Source organism: Amycolatopsis sp. NPDC003865, assembly GCF_053605345.1.
This window is the reverse complement of sequence record NZ_JBSGJA010000001.1, coordinates 904,621-920,654: the sequence shown is the minus strand read 5'-3', so window position 1 is coordinate 920,654 and position 16,034 is coordinate 904,621. Positions and strand designations below refer to the sequence as shown.

At 66.7% G+C, this 16,034-nt stretch carries 16 protein-coding genes; 10 read left to right on the top strand and 6 right to left on the bottom strand.

Going from position 1 to position 16,034, the window contains the following annotated elements:
* Positions 1-298: 298 nt before the first annotated feature.
* From ACWEVP_RS04030 to ACWEVP_RS04010, 5 genes are all read left to right on the top strand, one after another.
* The gene (locus ACWEVP_RS04030) at positions 299-796 is read left to right on the top strand and encodes a hypothetical protein (RefSeq protein WP_452061146.1); all 498 of its coding nucleotides are present in this window, start codon (positions 299-301) and stop codon (positions 794-796) included.
* Between the two features lie 412 nt (positions 797-1,208).
* Positions 1,209-1,622: a hypothetical protein gene (locus tag ACWEVP_RS04025; RefSeq protein WP_452061145.1), complete on the top strand. Its 414-nt coding sequence runs from the start codon at positions 1,209-1,211 to the stop codon at positions 1,620-1,622.
* Complete coding sequence (locus ACWEVP_RS04020; RefSeq protein WP_452061144.1) at positions 1,619-2,257, top strand: DUF3558 family protein; 639 nt, start codon at positions 1,619-1,621, stop codon at positions 2,255-2,257. The genes ACWEVP_RS04025 and ACWEVP_RS04020 overlap by 4 nt, the downstream gene beginning before the upstream one ends.
* Positions 2,257-3,552 (top strand): hypothetical protein, encoded by a 1,296-nt coding sequence (locus tag ACWEVP_RS04015; RefSeq protein WP_452061143.1) that lies wholly within the window; start codon positions 2,257-2,259, stop codon positions 3,550-3,552. Before ACWEVP_RS04020 ends, ACWEVP_RS04015 begins: the two co-directional genes overlap by 1 nt.
* 64 nt (positions 3,553-3,616) lie before the next feature.
* Positions 3,617-4,351 (top strand): ESX secretion-associated protein EspG, encoded by a 735-nt coding sequence (locus ACWEVP_RS04010; protein ID WP_452061142.1) that lies wholly within the window; start codon positions 3,617-3,619, stop codon positions 4,349-4,351.
* A 5-nt stretch (positions 4,352-4,356) separates the two neighbouring features.
* Here the strand turns inward: ACWEVP_RS04010 and ACWEVP_RS04005 are convergent, their stop codons facing one another.
* The 6 genes from ACWEVP_RS04005 to ACWEVP_RS03980 all read right to left on the bottom strand — a co-directional run bounded on the left by ACWEVP_RS04005 (position 4,357) and on the right by ACWEVP_RS03980 (position 10,309).
* Positions 4,357-4,938 carry a DUF3558 family protein gene (locus ACWEVP_RS04005; protein WP_452061141.1) on the bottom strand — a complete coding sequence of 194 codons (582 nt, stop codon included), beginning with the start codon at positions 4,936-4,938 and terminating at the stop codon, positions 4,357-4,359.
* Positions 4,931-5,917, bottom strand: a complete 987-nt coding sequence (locus ACWEVP_RS04000; RefSeq protein ID WP_452061140.1) for a hypothetical protein — start codon at positions 5,915-5,917, stop codon at positions 4,931-4,933. The genes ACWEVP_RS04005 and ACWEVP_RS04000 overlap by 8 nt, the downstream gene beginning before the upstream one ends.
* 2 nt (positions 5,918-5,919) lie before the next feature.
* The gene (locus ACWEVP_RS03995) at positions 5,920-6,207 is read right to left on the bottom strand and encodes a hypothetical protein (protein ID WP_452061139.1); all 288 of its coding nucleotides are present in this window, start codon (positions 6,205-6,207) and stop codon (positions 5,920-5,922) included.
* Positions 6,208-6,335: 128 nt separating this feature from the next.
* Positions 6,336-8,891: an FxSxx-COOH system tetratricopeptide repeat protein gene (gene fxsT / locus ACWEVP_RS03990; RefSeq protein WP_452061315.1), complete on the bottom strand. Its 2,556-nt coding sequence runs from the start codon at positions 8,889-8,891 to the stop codon at positions 6,336-6,338.
* 84 nt (positions 8,892-8,975) lie between these two features.
* Positions 8,976-9,335: an RIP homotypic interaction motif-containing protein gene (locus ACWEVP_RS03985; RefSeq protein WP_452061138.1), complete on the bottom strand. Its 360-nt coding sequence runs from the start codon at positions 9,333-9,335 to the stop codon at positions 8,976-8,978.
* Positions 9,336-9,913: 578 nt separating this feature from the next.
* Entirely contained in the window at positions 9,914-10,309 is a 396-nt protein-coding gene (locus tag ACWEVP_RS03980; RefSeq protein WP_452061314.1) for a histone-like nucleoid-structuring protein Lsr2, read from the bottom strand.
* A 576-nt stretch (positions 10,310-10,885) separates the two neighbouring features.
* On the opposite strand from ACWEVP_RS03980, the gene ACWEVP_RS03975 reads away from it, so the two are divergent.
* The 5 genes from ACWEVP_RS03975 to ACWEVP_RS03955 are packed head-to-tail and all read left to right on the top strand — an operon-like array spanning position 10,886 to position 16,023.
* A complete protein-coding gene (locus tag ACWEVP_RS03975; protein WP_452061137.1) occupies positions 10,886-12,673 on the top strand; it encodes an ATP-binding protein in 1,788 nt (595 codons plus the stop codon).
* Positions 12,674-12,678: 5 nt separating this feature from the next.
* Positions 12,679-13,533 (top strand): replication-relaxation family protein, encoded by an 855-nt coding sequence (locus tag ACWEVP_RS03970; protein ID WP_452061136.1) that lies wholly within the window; start codon positions 12,679-12,681, stop codon positions 13,531-13,533.
* A complete protein-coding gene (locus tag ACWEVP_RS03965; RefSeq protein ID WP_452061135.1) occupies positions 13,530-14,630 on the top strand; it encodes a ParB/RepB/Spo0J family partition protein in 1,101 nt (366 codons plus the stop codon). Before ACWEVP_RS03970 ends, ACWEVP_RS03965 begins: the two co-directional genes overlap by 4 nt.
* Complete coding sequence (locus ACWEVP_RS03960; protein WP_452061134.1) at positions 14,627-15,718, top strand: DUF4417 domain-containing protein; 1,092 nt, start codon at positions 14,627-14,629, stop codon at positions 15,716-15,718. Before ACWEVP_RS03965 ends, ACWEVP_RS03960 begins: the two co-directional genes overlap by 4 nt.
* Positions 15,718-16,023 carry a hypothetical protein gene (locus ACWEVP_RS03955; RefSeq protein WP_452061133.1) on the top strand — a complete coding sequence of 102 codons (306 nt, stop codon included), beginning with the start codon at positions 15,718-15,720 and terminating at the stop codon, positions 16,021-16,023. The genes ACWEVP_RS03960 and ACWEVP_RS03955 overlap by 1 nt, the downstream gene beginning before the upstream one ends.
* Positions 16,024-16,034: the final 11 nt, after the last annotated feature.

Here is a 16,034-nt window from a genome sequence, read left to right as displayed (position 1 = left end):
TGTCTTCCACCCGCTCCCGCCGACTTGTGATATCAAGGACCAACGGCAGATCTTCGAAAGCCAGCGGTAAAGCAGCAGCAGCGACTTGCCGACGGCGCTTGGCGCATAGAAGCGCGTCGAACACGACCTGTCTTGTCCCATGACAGGAGCAAGTACTCAAGATGGTGCGGTCGCGGCGTCGACGAGCTGGAGCAGAGCGATCGTTCGCCCTCGCGTTGGCGGCGCGTTCGCATCTGCCGTTCAACACCGCCCTTCCCCTGGTCAGAACAGACTTCCAGGCCTGGCCCCTAATGCCGACATGTTCCCCAGCACGCATGGCCGCCAGGCCATGCTGGAGAACAGCGCGCCGGAGGCGCTCCGTCTGGGCGACGTCCTCGCGAGCGGCGCGTTCTGGTGGGTGACCACCGCCGTAGTCGCGATCCTGATCGCGGTCTTCGTCCTCCACCGACACCTTCGTTCCCACCACCTCCGCTCCCGTGTCCGGTTCGACCTCCTGCCGACCGTCGGCTTCGATCCCTCGCCGCAAGCCGTCGTCGGGTTCGCGCACCAGCTCGGGCGTGTCCGGCCGGTGCGCGGATGGGTGCCGCAGGCCGTGGTCGGCGTGCGGATCCGGTTCAGCACGGACCCGGAGTTCGGGAAGATGGTGATGAGTGTGGAGGGGCGTGAGTCGGTGACCGGTGTGCTCAACAAGCTCGTCTATCCCGACGTCGAGATCAGGCGAGCGAGGTACCGAGGTGAAGCGTCCTCCTTCGGCGGTGAGGGAGATTCCGCCTCGATCGCGAAAGGGCGGTCGTAGCACACGTCCAGAACTTGAACTGTCGGAGAAATGCACATGCATTTGCGTGTGCTGTCCGGCTCTGTTGACAGTGCGCGTTCTTCGCCGCCGGCTTGGTGAAGCTGTCAGCCTTTTGTCCAGTCTCTATGAGCAGTTCGTCAACAGTCGGGGAATGTGCCGTTGACCTGGGACATCTATCCCTCCGGATTGTGTCCACCCCTCTTCTCGGTGATCACGAAAGCATCTTGCAATCGGGAAATCGCCTGGTTCACGTACACAGCTTGTAATTGATCAGTTACGGTGACTAGTGCGGCTGATCCGCCGTGCTGGTCATTTCTGATCGGCTCGGCAGGTCAGCCCGGCCGATCACCCAGCTGTCGGGAGCGGGGGATCGAAGGACACGCAGCGCTGAGCAGGAGGGGTTCACGCGGCCGTGGCACAACCACACACAGATGTCGATCCGTGGCTGGCGGGTGTCGACGTACAAGTCCAGGACAGTACCGGCGCAACGACGTCGGGAGCGGGTTTCAGCTTGTCGTGGGGTGAGGCGAAGACGATTCTTGCGCAGGCATTCAATGCGCTCGACCAGCTTCAGCAGCTCCAGCGGCAGACTCAGATCCTGAAGCAGGTCAGCCCCGCAGCACACGACCCGGCCAGCATCGCCTACAACGCTCGACTGGCGAGCGGGCACGGTGTCTTCGACGCGGCCGGCGACCACGTCAACGCCGAGGCCAAGTATCTACATGAGCTGATCGCGAAGATCCAGGTTGCCCTGCGCCAGATCGGTGATCGCGACGGCGAGGCCGCTCGTGAACTCGGTTCGCCCAACGGGGGGGTGGCGGGATGAATCGCTGGCACTACGTTGTCGTCGCGTTCGGCGTCGTCGGTCTGGCGAGTAGTTGTTCAGTACCGGACAGCACCCAAGTCGCAGGGAACGCCCTTCCGGCGCCGGCCGGCCAGAACGCCTCGGCTCCCGGCCTGCCCTTTGCCGGTGCGCCCAGAGTCAGTGATCCTTTGCCGGTGTCAGTGCTTTCCGGCGATCCGTGCGCAGACGCTCTCACCCCGGAGCAAGTTGTCGCGGCCGTCGGCGTCAGCGTCGCTGGAAAACGCGAAGATCTGGCTCAGACCGGTCCGGCATGTGCGTGGTCCAATCACGGAACCGGAGGCGCCGTCGGCGTCTCCTACACCGTCAACACCCACGTCGGACTCAGCGGGGTCTACGCCAACACGCAACCCCAATCGGCCGTGTGGCGCGTCCTCCCGGACATCCAAGGCTTCCCAGCGGTCGCGCACGCAGGAACCAAAGGCGGCGAAATACCCGTCGGGTTCTGCCAGGCGAGCATCGGTCTCGCCGACAGCATCTCGATCGACGTGAGCCTGACCTTGGGCGCGAGCAAGCGCGACACCGAAGACGCATGCAGCCTGATCCCTCAGATCGCTGACATGACAGTCACGACGCTGAGAGCGAAGGCAGGTTCCTGATGTTTCCCTTCGATCAACTGGGGACGGCCGCGCATCACGCCCTCCGCGACGCCGAGGAAGCAGGCTCCGCGCTCGTGCACACCGTGCAGGATGCCGTCCGATGGGCCGGCGACCTCTTCGCCGGCAACGTCGGCGTCCAGGCGATGCCGGTTCCCGCTGTCGTCAGCCACGTCATGGCCGGCAACAGCTCCAGCTGGACCACGAGCGGCATCGGGTCCGGCGACGCCGCCGCGGCACACCACCAGATAGCCGCGGAACTGACCACGATGCTGAACAACCTCGAGCCGACGTGGACCGGCAAGGGCGCAGAAAGTGCGAAGCAACGCACCAAGGCGTTCAGCGATCTGGTCGAGCGCGCGGCGAAGACGCTGGGTTCGAATGGCAGCAACGTCACCGACGCCGCGTACGGCTTCGAGCTGGCGAAACGCTCGATGGAACCCATGGGCGACCGCCCGGACAAGTCGTTCTTCGACGTCGCGACTCCCTGGGACACCGACACCGAGGACGCCATCGCGGCCTACAACGCGAAGGCGCAGAAGAACCTCGAGATCTACAATGCCTACGTCGCACACCTGGACGGGCAAGGGCAAGGCTTGTCCGGCGATTACGGCCAGCTCAACCCTGCGACGTCCGCCGTGCCGGAGGACACGACACCGGCCGACACGCACCGCGTGACCGCGGCTCACGACGAACGCCCAATCGAGCAACGGCGGAACGGCGGCGATACCACCTCGTCGGACCGACAACTGCGTCTCGATGTCAGTCCGGGAAATACCGAAGATCGCCGTGGAAGCGATGCCCACGTACCTGCCGGCACGTCGGGGCCCGGGGTGCAACCTGACCCTTCCGAGCCCGCAGGCGTGACCAGCACGGTCGGGGTGCGGGATGGGCGGACGCTCAGCGGTCTGCCGTCGATGTCGCAGCTGGAACAGGCCGTCGGCAGTCCGCTTTCCGACTCGGATGGCCGGAAGCTCGCTGGGTTCTCGTACTCGCCGCTCTCCTCGGCACCGAATGCGGCGTCGCCGCGGGCCGGCACAGGCGAGGTGGGCAGCGCACCGCCTCGCAGGTCGCCGAGTGCCGGCGGGCGGATCACCAGCGCCGGTCGAGGCGTCGGACGGGCGGGGATTGGAACTGCCGGCGTCGGCCCTGCGGGCCCAGCACGTCCGGCTGAGGAAGACGAGGAACACCAGCGCAAGTACGTCTGGGACGACGACAGCGTGTTCGCCGACGTCGAGGACGGGCTTGTCGATCCGCGCACCGGTTTCGTGCCGGTCCCGCCGACTATCGGCACCTGACGCACTTCGGGTGTACCGGCATTGGCCTTCCCCGCCTGTCGTCCTACATCACGGAGTGTGTGTCGTGGCCGTCATCGACCGACCCATCGTCCTGCCCAAGCTCGCCTTCTTGACCGCGTGGAGCATGGTCGAGACGAGTGAGCTGCCGCCCGCGTTCGGTACCAGCCTGCACAACTGGGTCACCGCGGACGGTCGCCGTGAACTCGAAATCCGGGCGATGGCAGCGTTGACCGATCTCGGCTTGGCCCGTAACAATCGGCTGAATGGGCTGTGGAGGTCGACGGCGGCTGTGCTCGCTGGTGCGGGTCGTGAGTACTACGCGTTCAGCAACTTCGCAGACGGGCGCTCCTGCGCGGTTCTCCTGGCGGCGCGGAATGGTGACGCCGTCCGGGCGGTCATCGACGACAACGTCGTTTCGCTCGGGCCGGTACGGGACAAGTGGCTGGCGACCGCGCTGCTGGACACGTTGCCCGATGTGCCCGCTGCGAAGGTCCTGCCGACAGTCGTGACGAAGTCCGCGCGGAACGGTGGTGGCGCGTTGCCGGGGCACCCGAGCGACAAGGCAGCCGGCTACCTCGACGAGGTGATGCAGCGGCCGCGGCGCGCAGTCCACCAGATTTACGTCGCCCGTCGTGACTCCGCCGGCGAACGGCACCGAAGCATGCCGATCACCGCGATCGATCTCGAGGAGCCAGGCCGAGTACTCGTTTACTCTGACTCCGAAGACAACGTGGTCTTGATCCCGGCGGGCGCAAGGGAATTCGTCTCGACGCTGAACAAGACTTTTGCGGGCCTATGACGCCGTCAGCGGCGCAAAGCCGCGAGCACTCCCTCGACGAGCTGCGTCGCTTTGGCGCAGGAAGCGGTGACCGGTTCGCCGCTCGGGCCGTTGTACAGCGTCGCCAGACCTTGGCTGGGCGCGACGTCGACGATCACCTGGCAGGACGTGAAACTGCCGTCCTCTCCTTTGCTGAGCACCCATTCTCCGGCCGGGTAGCCGGCCACGGTCGTGGGTTTGACTTGACTGCCAGGGCCGGTGACGAGGGGTAGCGGGCGCGCCTTGGCGTAGAAGCGGACTTCGGCTGCGGCCGTAAGCGGTGGTCCACTCGATAGCTGGCATTCCGACTGGTCGCCTGCGCCGACGAGGACGGTGTCGTGGGCGTCTTTGCGCTGGGGGAGGCCGAGCTGCGTAGTGAGGTCGGTGGGCACTCCCGAGCATGGCTCCGCCAGGTGGGCAGCAACGTCCAGCGGGGTGGCTGTGACCGGAGGCGCGGTCGCCGACGGCGTAGTCGTCGTCGGTGACGTGCTGGGCCCGGTGCAGGAGGTGGCGGTCACGGAGATCGCGACGGCGCACAATGCGGCTCGGCGGCGGATCGTGTCAGCCATCGAGGCGCCTCTGAATCGGAGTGGCCGGGGCGGTGAGACCCGCGGGGCCGTGCTGGTCGATCAGCTTCCGGTGCTCCTGGTCCACTTTGGAGTCGAACCCCACAACCGGTCGGTCGCCGGAGGAAAAGTCTCCGTAGTGGAAGCTCGGCGACGCCACGGTGATGCTCGGCGGCATCGGGGCGAACAGCTCGTTCTTCTCGCCGAGCAGATCTCGTTCGGATTCCTGTACCCTGCTCAGCGCCGTCTGGATGACGTCTTGGTAGGTGGTCAGGACCTGGTCTTTGGCGGTTTTGTAGCCGGAGGCGACCTCGGCGAACTTGTCGCCGTCGACGGCCAGCTGCAGTCCTGCGGAGGACGCGCCGATGACCACGCCGGCGCTGGCGGTGAACCAGGCGCCACCGGTGGCGACGCCCAGAACGGCCGAGACGACGCTCGCGCCGACGGAGATCGCGATCTTCGTGTCGGCGTCGGCGTGCTGTTGCAGCGCCTTCGCGACAGCGGCGCTGGTGGCGTCGGCGGCGGCGATGTAGTCCCGCCGTGCTTGCACCGACGCGGCCAGCAGGATCGCGAGCGACTCGACGGTTTTGACGAGGTAGCTGGCTTGCTGGCCGAGGAAGGCCTGGATCATCGAGATCTGGTGCCGGAAGGCGTCGGCTCCGCCGCCCTCCCAGTCCTGGACCGAGTAGTCGATCGTGCGGAAAGCGTCGATGATGTCGGTCGAGGTCTCCTGGTCCAGAGCGCGGCCGACCTTCTTCATCCGCTCGAACTCGTCGATGATCTTCTGCGGATCGAGGCTGATGACCTTGCCGGCGTCATCGAGCAGGCCCCGCAGGAGGACGGCACCACCCCCGCTGGGGTAGGTCTCCGGTGAGCCGAGCCACTTGCCGTTGGGCTGTTCGTCATCAAAGAGATCGATGAGCCGGTGGGCAGCCTGGTCGGCGGCAGTGCGCACCTCGTCGTCGGTTTTCCAGTCGCTCACGGCTACCCCTGCCCGTCGGCGCGGCGGTAAAGCGCGACGATCGCTTTGGCGGCTTCCGCGGTGGCATCGACGACTTCGGCGCCGTGTTTCTGCCGGGCGGCGATTTCATCGGTAAATCGGGCGTAGGCCAGTTGAAAATCGTTGACAGCGCCGAACGAACCAGGTCCGCCGAGACCCTCGTGCGCGTTCAACACCGGCAGCTGAGCTTCCATGATGTCGCGTAACGCAGGAAGAGCGCTGTCGCCGACACGTTGCAACTCGTCGAGCGCGACCTTGAAGCCATTCCCCACGGGGCCTCCCCACCCTCGTACAGGTCATGTCAACTCACCATAGCTGATCGATTACACAGCGCAAGTAGGTTGCGTGGCGGACCACTGTGATGATTGCCGAGGCTTCGGCCGGCATGATCCGTTATGTGTTAGCGGTGTGAGTCTTCGGCGCGACCAAGGGCAGCGGAGTCAGTGGCGACGTCGTCGGCAGTGGCGAGGGTGTCCGGGTGATTGTCGCCGAGGATGCGTTTGCGGCGGGTCAGGGTGTCCCGGTTGAGGTCGTAGGCTCGTTGAAGCTCACCGAGTGCTCTGAGGTCGAGTGCGAGGTTGCTGGCGGTGGCCAGGGTCTCGGGGTGACTCTCGCCGAGGACGCGCTTGGACCGGGTCAGAGTGTCTTGGTTCAGGTCGTGCGCCCGCTGGTACTCACCAAGCAACCTGAGGTCGACAGCGAGGTTTTTGGCGGAAATGAGGGTATAGGGGTGGTTGTCGCCGAGGATGTGTTTGCGGCGGGTCAGGGTGTCCTGATTGAGGTCGTGCGCCCGTTGAAGCTCGCCGAGTGCTCTGAGGTCGAGTGCGAGGTTGCTGGCGGTGGCGAGCGTTTCAGCGTGGTCATTGCCGAGGACGCGTTGGAAGCGAGTGAGGGTGTCCTCGTTGAGGTCGTGGGCCCTCTGGTGCTCGCCGAGAGCTCTAAGAGTGAATGCAAGGTTGCCAGCCGTTACGAGGGTAATCCGGTGGTCGTCACCAAGGGCATGTCTGGCACGGACGAGGATGTCTTGATGGAGGTTGTACGCCCGTTGGTACTCGCCGAGTGCCCTGAGGTCGACGGCCAAGCTGCTAGCTGTGTCGAGGGTATCGGGGTGATCGTCGCCTCTTGCAGCCCGAAAAAGTTCGTAGCTACGCTCGAACAGAGGCAGGGCGGCCCGCGGGTCACCTCGAGTTTGAAGGTAGATTGCGGCGCGCTCAAGCATATATGCAACGTCTGAGATTGCTGGCTGGAGGTCGCGTTCACTATCTGTCGCGACGAGGATATGGGGCAACAGCGGTTGCCAAATTGGCCATGCGGATGGGTTACCCCAGGGATCGACAGGAGGAAGCCCGGCCCGAAGTAGTCGAACGACGACGACAGGCCAGTCGAGACTCCCTGCTGTGAGGACGTGTTTGGTGCGTGCACGTAGCAAAGCAGCGGGGACTCGGTGCAGTTTCGCGGTTGTCGCTGTGACATCAGCCATGCCGCGTGTACGAAGTATGGAGATGAGGTCAGCGAACGCTAACGGATCCCGGGCGACGGATGCCAGTTCTTCCGGCAGTTCGGCCAGCTGCTGAGTCAGCAGAGTGAGCGGGACCGGTTCAGGTGCGAGCCAGGCCATGCAGGTCAACGCAAGCAAGGCGGCGGGGTGATCGTGTGCGAGTCGGTCGAATGACAGTGTCCAAGATGCGGCCACTGAGATCGGATAGCCGCTGGTCTGTTCATGGCGCGCCAGCAGTTCTTCGGTGCGTTCGGCGAGCAGGCTGAGGTAGGTGTCGGCGGTCCATCGGGTGACGGATAGAAGCCAGCCGGCCTGGTCGACCGCGAGCGGGAGGTCGCCCAGTGCTTCGGCAATGCGATCGGCGTCAGCACCGGTCAGCTCAGCTAGGCGAGTCCGCAACACCTCGATCGACTCGGCGCGTGTGAACACGTTCACCGGCAGCGCGACGCCGACGCCGCCCCAGTTTGGGTTACGAGACGTGATGATCACGTGTCCCTCGCCGCCGGGCAGAAACGGTTGCAAGCTCTTGGCGTCTTCGGCGTTGTCGAAAATTAGCAACCAGTGGTTTCGTGTGCGCAGTGCGCCGTGGAGCCGGGCGAGAGCAGCGTTAGCCGAGTCTTGCTCGCTCGCAAGGTCCAGTGTGCGAGCGAGGTCGGCCAAGCGCCCTGCGATGAGGTCAGGATCTTCCGCCGGTATCCACCAGGCCACGTCGTAGTCATCGCCGAAGCGATGTGCGTACTCCAACGCCATGGTGGTTTTGCCGACCCCTCCCATCCCATACATTGCGTGTACTACTGCTGGTCGCCCGCTCTGGAGCGACTCATGCAAGCTGGCCAGTAAGCCTTCGCGGCCTGTGAACTCCACGGTCCGACCTGGTATTCCCCAAATCCGTCCTGCGGGCATCGATTGCTGCTGGGGGCGGGCAAGCTCCGTCAATGCCTGGAACAACGCAGTTTCCAATTGATCGGGCGTGGAGACGGTCTGGAGCGCGATCCCGCTTCCCTGCAGTCGCTGTCGGAACGCCTCCTGACGGTCGCCATGCCGCGGATCGCTGAATAACGCCCGCGGCCCCTCGGTCTCGTCGCCGAGCATGAAGACCAGTCGCGGTAGGCCAGCACTGGTCGCGGTCTGGAATTCTTGCTCGGTACTCGACATATCCGTGCGGCCGTGCGCTAGAGAGCCGTAGCAAAACCCGGCAAGCAGGACGTAGACATCGGCCTCAGCCAATTTCTCCAGATCAACTTGCTCGGGTGTGACGTTCCGGGTAGTGAAGTAGGCCATGTCTGCGACCGCGTCACCGGCTCGAGTAATTGCTGACTCCATAGCCTCTACGAAGGACCGTTGCTTCGGCAGTTCGCCGAGCTCGCTCGTGTGACTGAGGAAGACCCTTCTGGCGCATGGCTTTTTGGCCTGCTCCGGCCACAATGCAGCCCACGCTACTCGCGGGTGGATGTGCATCGTGTTACCAGAGCCGATTTGCATAGCTTGGCCGCGATCGATGTGGATGTGGGGATCCGGTGTCATCACTGCGCCTTAATCGGATCAGAATCTCAGATGCATCGTGTTGCCGTCACCTACTTGAATCCCTTGGGAGTCGTTGATTTGTATGTCGTACTTCCCCGCTTGGCCGAGCTGCGCCAATAGAGTCTGGGCGGCGATCAACACGTCATGGTCATCCGCGGCACCCGCCGCGGTTAGGGCTGTCACGAGCTCGGGTCGGTGCTCGACGGGGGTTTCGAGCAATGCAACGTCTGCTTCGCTACCTCTGATCAACAAGCGCCGGACAGCGTTCTGCAAGCTGGCATAGCTATCCTTCACGGCGGTGGTCGCCGTATCCTTCACCCCCGCAGCTGCGCCTGCCATCAGTGCCGTCACAACCAGCTCCACGGCGTCAACCGTCACCGCGCACCACTCCTCGAGAAGTCGGGCAGTACGCAAAAAGTCTGCTTCAAGCGGCTCTGCGTTACAACTAGTGGTGAAGTTCGGGTGCGTCGCCGATGGGGAAGTCGTCGCACGGGAGACCGACTCGGGGAAGATCATCGTCCGTGGCGACTCGTTGATGTTGGGGGTTTCTCTCCGGTGAGCTGGGCCGGGAGACCTAGCAGCGGAATCGTTGTCGGTCATCGCTCCGTCGGGTTCCAGCACCCAATCTTGACGGAAGGGCTTCGACCAGCCCTGATGGGTTGGGACGGAGCTTTCGGGAAGTTGGCGAACCCGTGCACGATCGGCGCCGCAGTCGGTCGTCGGGGTGCGGATGAGGTTGGCGCGGAGCGCAAGTCGTGAGACTGGTGATGAGCGTGGAGCGCGCGCGTCGGTGACCGGCGTGCTCAACAAGTTTGCCTACCCGACGTCGAGGTTCGGCGAGCGGCGTCCGAAGATGAAGCGTTCCATGTCGGCGGCGAGGGTGATGTCCCCTCGCCGCCGACCGCGCAACCGCTGTGAATCTCTCCCCAGTAATCTGCCAGCCGCGGTGCCTGGCGTCAGGCGGCGGCTTTCTTGCGCGGAGTGCGCTTCTTTGGCGCAGGGGCTTCCGCCTCCACGTTCTGCGCCGCCTCGTAAGCGGAGACCACCTCGGAGGACAGCCGTCCCCGTTCGGAGACCTCGTAGTCGTTCGCGTTCGCCCAAGCGCGGATCTGCTGATTGCGCTCACGATCGGACGTGGTGGTGGTCGACTGCCCGGTGGCGACGCGGACCTTGCGGCCGCCGATGCGTCGACCGGCGCCGATGTAGCGGGCCAGTTCGTCACGTAGGGCGGAGGCGTTCTCGTCGGACAGGTCGATCTCATAGGTCACGCCGTTGAGACCGAACTGCACGGTCTGGGCGGCAGGGCTGCCGTCGATGTCGTCGAGGATCTCGACGAGGACTTTCTGGGCCATTGAATGCTCCTCGGGGATGGATGTGCGTCCAGGAATCACCTGCAAGTTGCAGATTCTGCGACGTTCTGTCAGCGAGTGTATCCACAGTACAGCGAGAAAGGAAAAGTCACCCCCGTGGTTGGCTGCATCAAAACCGGGCTCGTCTCCCATGACTGATGGTGCATACCGTTCGTGGGAGGAGAACCCGCCGTGCATCGACAGTCGCCCTCTCCGAACGTTCACGTGGCGCGAGCCGAGCTCGTCCTCGCGCGGCCTGCACACCTTCCGTTGTCTGCTTTGCCGATCCGGCCGGACGATCCACTCCAGACGCTGGCGAACGCACTCGGCGACGTTCGCATCGATCTCGGCGAGTCGGTGCAGGTCTGCCTTGACCTCATCCCGTTGACGCCGGCGCGTATCCGGCACCTTGCTCGTCGAGCCGTGCCAAATTCCGGTGGAAACGGTCTGAGGCCGTTCGGCGTAGTCGTCGACGTTGCTGCAGAACTGGTCGGCGAGTTCTTGCCGATAGCTCGTACGCAGGCGAGCGCCCGTTTCCGGAATGTGACAGCGTCGCCTCGACGAGTGAAGAACAAGTTCGTGACCGATGAGCCGGTATTCGCCATCCAGCTCCTGATCCGCTGTGTCTCGGAAACCCCGGGCCGGGCGCAGGCGCACCTGCGCAGCGTCATCGGGGCGTTCGACATCTTCCGTGGCGAGAACTACTGGCGGGTACGTGGTCCGCGGGTGCTCGGCTGGCACTTCGGAGCGGACACCATGGGCGCGCGCTGGCTGTTCGACCGCCGCTTCCGGACAGGCCTGGCGAAGCCGCGTCCGGGCTCGCTGGTGACGACCAGCGAAATCGCCGGCCTGCTGAAGCCACCGTCGGGCCGCTGCCAGTCGCCGGCGATCGCCCGCTCCCGCGGCTGGGTGCTCCCGGCGCCGCGCGAGGTGCCGACCTACCGGCCGGGGACAGGACTCGTGCGGCTCGGATACGTCACCGACGTCAACGGCGATGAGCGTCTCGTCGGCGTGCCCCTGCGGGAACTGCTGTTCTCCGCCCGCTTCGGCAAGGCCGGCTTCGGGAAGACCGAGGAGGCCCTGGCCCAGGCGATCGAGATCGCGCGGCTCGGCGGCGGCGTCTGGTTCCTCGATCCGCACGCCGACGGCTGGAAACGCGCCAAGCCCTACCTGTCCGATCCGGCGCTGCGAAGTCGGCTCTGGGAGGTCAACCTCGACGTCCGCGGCCGGAGCAAGCGCTTGCCAGGCTGGAATCCGCTGAGCATGCAGGGCTTCACCGAGTCCGACATCGAGGACCGCGTCGACGCCGTCGTGACCTCGTTCGCCGCGGCGCTGGGCTGGGGTGACGCGGCGCCGCGGGCGAAGTCGATCCTCACCAAGGCCTGCGAGGCGCTCTGCTACCTCGCCATGCGGCTCCCGGTCGACTGCGCGCCGACGATCTTCCAGATTCCGACGCTGTTGGACGACGAGACCTGGCGCGAATCGATCCTGCCGGTGCTGAAGCCGTCGGTGCGCAGGTACTGGACGGACTCGTTCCCGAAGCTGGCTCCGGACGCGACGACGGTGGTCACGAACATCATCAACCGGTTGCGGACCAGCCCGACGCTCTCGGCGTTCCTTGGCTCCTCGGTCACGACCTACGACGTCCGGCGGGCGATGGACACGGGGCGGATCGTGTTCGTCTGCACCACCGGGACCGGCGAGACGAACAAGCTGATCACCTCGTTCGTGATCTACGACTTGTTCCGGGCCGGCCGCTCCCGCGCGGACACCGCGGCGGACAAGCGGCGCAGGTGCGATGCGTTCGTCGACGAGCTCGCGGCGGTCGACGGTGCCTCCCGCGGGTACCTCGCCGCGATCCTCGAGCAGCTGCGCAAGTACGGGGTCGCGCTGCACGCGATGAACCAGATGCCCGACCGGCTCGCCGCCGAGACGCGCCGGGCGCTGCTGCAGAACCAGTCGCTGCTGATGACCTCGGCCGCGGCGATCGACGGCGCGAGGACCGTGGCCCGGGAGTTCGGTGGTCTCGTGCAGCCGGCGACGGTGACCGAGCTGGAGCAGTTCCATCATGTCGTCACCGTCACCCTCGGCGGCCAGCGCACGACTCCGTTCAAGATTCGCGGCCTGCACGTCGACGACGAGTTCGCCGAGCACTTCCACCCCGAGTGGAACGACGAGGTCGACCAGGCCCTCGACGCCAACCTCGCCCGCCGCCCGATCGGGGACGTCCTCGACGAGCTCGAGGACCTGGATGACCGGATCCTCGATGCCCTGCAGGCCGAGCAGCCCGCTCCGCCGTCGCGACGTGGACGGCCGCCGACGCGGGGCAGCGGCGCCGGCATCGACCTGACCTCGACCGTGGAGTGATCGCCGTGGACGTCTTCCAACGCGAAGCCCTGACCGTCCTCTACTGGCACCGACTGGTGTCCACGGAGCAGGTCCGGCGCTTGGTCGCTCCGACCTTCTCCCCGGTCACCGTCCGGCGGAAGCTCGCCGGCCTGCGCCGTGCCGGCCTGGCCGACCGGATCGCCCGGGAACACCTGCCCCGCACCTGGCACGTCACCCTCGCCGGGGCGGAAGCGGTCGAGGCGGCCGGGACGGTCGATGCCCGCGCCTACCGGCTACCGGGCACCGCAGTGGCACACCTGCTGCAGGAGCACACCCTCGACGTCGTCGAGACCGGTCTCGCGTTCGTCGAGACAGCACGGGAACACGGTTACGAGTGCGGGCCCCTGTCCTGGACCCCGGAGGTCGCCCACCAGTTCCGTGACCGGTCTGGCGACCGGCGCGGGGTCGTGATTGCCGACGCGGTCCTGCACTACGTGACCGAGGAGGCCGGGCGCCGGACGCAGCGGACGCTGTTCGTCGAGCTGGACCGCGCGACGATGCCGGTCGCCCGGCTGGCGCGCAAAGTCGTCGGCTACATCCGCTATCACGACCACACCCCAGCTGGAGCAAGCCGAAGGACTGCCTGGCGGGAGCGCTACCCGAGATTCCCGCGGGTGTTGATCGTCCTGTCCGGTGCTGAGCCGCCGGTGCTCGAGCGCCGGCTGGCCGACCTGCGCGCCCACACGCAGGCGATGCCCGTGGTGAGCACGGCCGCCGGGCGGGTCGACATGGTCGTGACGACTTTGCCCCGGCTCCGGGAGCATGGCCCGCTGGCGCCGGTGGCGATGCCGCTGCTCGGCGACCCGCAATGGGTCAGCGTGTTCGGCAGGCTGTCATGACCGAAGTCGTCCAGCAGTTCGGGTTGTCACCGCGGCTGCGGCAACGCCGGTTCGCGCTGCTGCCGCTGCGCGGCGAGGGCACACCGTTCACCGAGCTGCAGGGGCGGCTGCCCGGCGACGCCACCACGCCGGCCGACCTCGCGGACCTGATCTCCTCGATCGCCAACGTCGGGGTGCTGCAGCCGGTGCTGGTCGAGGAGATCGACGTCGGCGACGGGATGCACCCATTGATGAAGCTGGCCGCGGGGGAGCGGCGGCTGCGTGCGTGCCGGTGGGGCGCGGTGAACCGGCCGGACAACCCGCACTTCGCCGCGCTGCCCGCCGTGATCTGCCCGGGGCCACTGTCCGATGAGGAACGGCGGATCTGGCAGCTGGTCGAGAACCTCGCCCGGGAAAGCTTGCGGCCCGGCGAGCTCGCCGCCGCGCTGGTGCTCGACCGCTGCGCCGTCCTGCTGGGCAAGCTCCTGGCCGGCGGGCACGCCGTCCCGGCCGAAGTCTACGCGATCGACGACCCGATCGCCCGCTTCGCCGCCATGGAGCGCATCCGCGGTACCGACAACCACTGCGCCGCCCCGTGGGCCGAGGTCCTGAGCCGGCTGGGCCTGCAGCTGAGCCCGCGCAAGGCCCGGGAGCTGGTGCGTGCGTTCGCCGAGATGCCACGCGAGGTCGCCGAGGAGATGGACGAGGCCAAGGTGTCCCTGCACACCCGCATCCGGTTCATCGAGCTGCGCCGCGGCCGTGAGCAAGCCGCCGCCGACATCTGGGCCGCGGTCAAGAACACCGGCCGCACCCGGCTGCTGCCCACCGCGCTCGCCGCCGCCACGGCCGACAACGAGCTGAGCGCGGAGCAAGCCCTGGACCAAGCCGAACGCGTCCAGGAGCGCGCCGACGCCGCTCGCGCCGACAAGCTCCGTTCGAAGCCAGAGGGGCAGGTCGTCGGCATCGACGCCCGGCTCGTCGAACGGGCGCTCGGAGCCCTGCGCCAGCTGCTTCTCGCGCTCGTCCAAGGCGCCGAGCTGGGCGAGCACGATCGCGGCTCGCTCGCGTTGCTGCTGGATCAGCTTCTCGACGTCGTCCACAAGGGAGCGGCCGCATGAGCACCTTCCTCGGCATGCCCACCGCGCCGGCCGCGCGGTGCGACTGCCGTATCTGCCCCTGGTACGTCGACGCGGATCCGGCGGTCGCGATCGCCCCGTTGTGCTCCGGCTGCAACTCCGACTGCGCCTACTGCGGCTGCGCCCGCTCGGACTGCCGGGCCTGTCCGATCCGCTGCGGCTCCCGCACCGACATCGACGCCTGGATGCGCGACGTCGGCGGCACGCTCGAGTTCGACGACCTCACGGTCGCCGCGCCGCTGCCGGCATCGATCCCGGCCTTCGTGCCGCAGGTCGACGGCTCCAGCGTCGCGGAGCTGGATGAGGTCGTGCGGTGGCCGGCGTACGCGGTCGGGCTGCGACGGGTGTTTTCTCCCCGCACCCACACGCTCTATCCACGGTGGACCGACGGCCGGACCGCCGCCGAGATCCTCGACGTTCCGGGCACCGCGCTGACCGTCCTGAGTGGATACGGCGAAGACCCACTCGTCGAAGCCTTCTGGACCGCCCGCCACCGCGACGACCTCATCACCCGGATCGCCGCCCTGCGGTTCGGCCTGGTGCTGGCGCCGAACTACTCGATCTACGGCAACTGGCCCCGCGCCGAGCACCTGATCAACATGCGCCGCTCGCTCATCATCGCCGCCGAGTTCGCCGCGGCGGGCGTCCCGACCGTGCCGAATCTGTACTGGTATCGGCTGGAGGACCTGCAGCGGATCGTGGACTGGATCGTCGCCGCTGAGCCGGCCGCGGTCGCGGTCAACGTCCAGACCGTCCGGGAGAACGCGAACTGGCAGAGCTGGGTGCTGCCTGGCCTGCACTGGCTGGCTGAGAACACCCCGCCGGAGCTGGTCGTGATCTTGACCGGGCTGTCCCGGCGCGACCGGGTCGGGACAGCGCTCGAGCTGTTCGGCGACCGGCTTGTCGTCATCAGCCAGAACCCGGCGCAGTACGCGCTGCACGGTGCCGTGATGACCGAGACCGGCCGCCTCGACGTCCGTGCCCGCATTCCCGACGCCTTCGCTCGCTCCGTCCGGTTCATGGCCTCGCTGCTGCCGCACGGCACCGTCACCACCAGGACAGCTGCGTGATGGCGCGGCAGATCTGGGTCCTGCTCGGTTGGTCCTCGGAGCACGGGGTGGCGAGCACTCCGGTCGGGGTGCTCGGTCTCGACGTGGCGGAGGTGTTCGTCGAATGGGTCCCGCGCGAGCACGCCGTCGGCCGGATCTGGCGCGAACGGCTGGTCGGCGCAGGCACCGCCGAGGCCGCAGAGCGGATCGCCGGGTGGGCCGAGACGCCGAGCGCACCGGCAGTGCGAGTCGAGCCGCTTCTGGATGGTGCGCTCGCTGATGTGGTGCGAGCGCAGCTGGACGACGTTCTCGGATCGGCGCGCTGACCGGCGGCGGG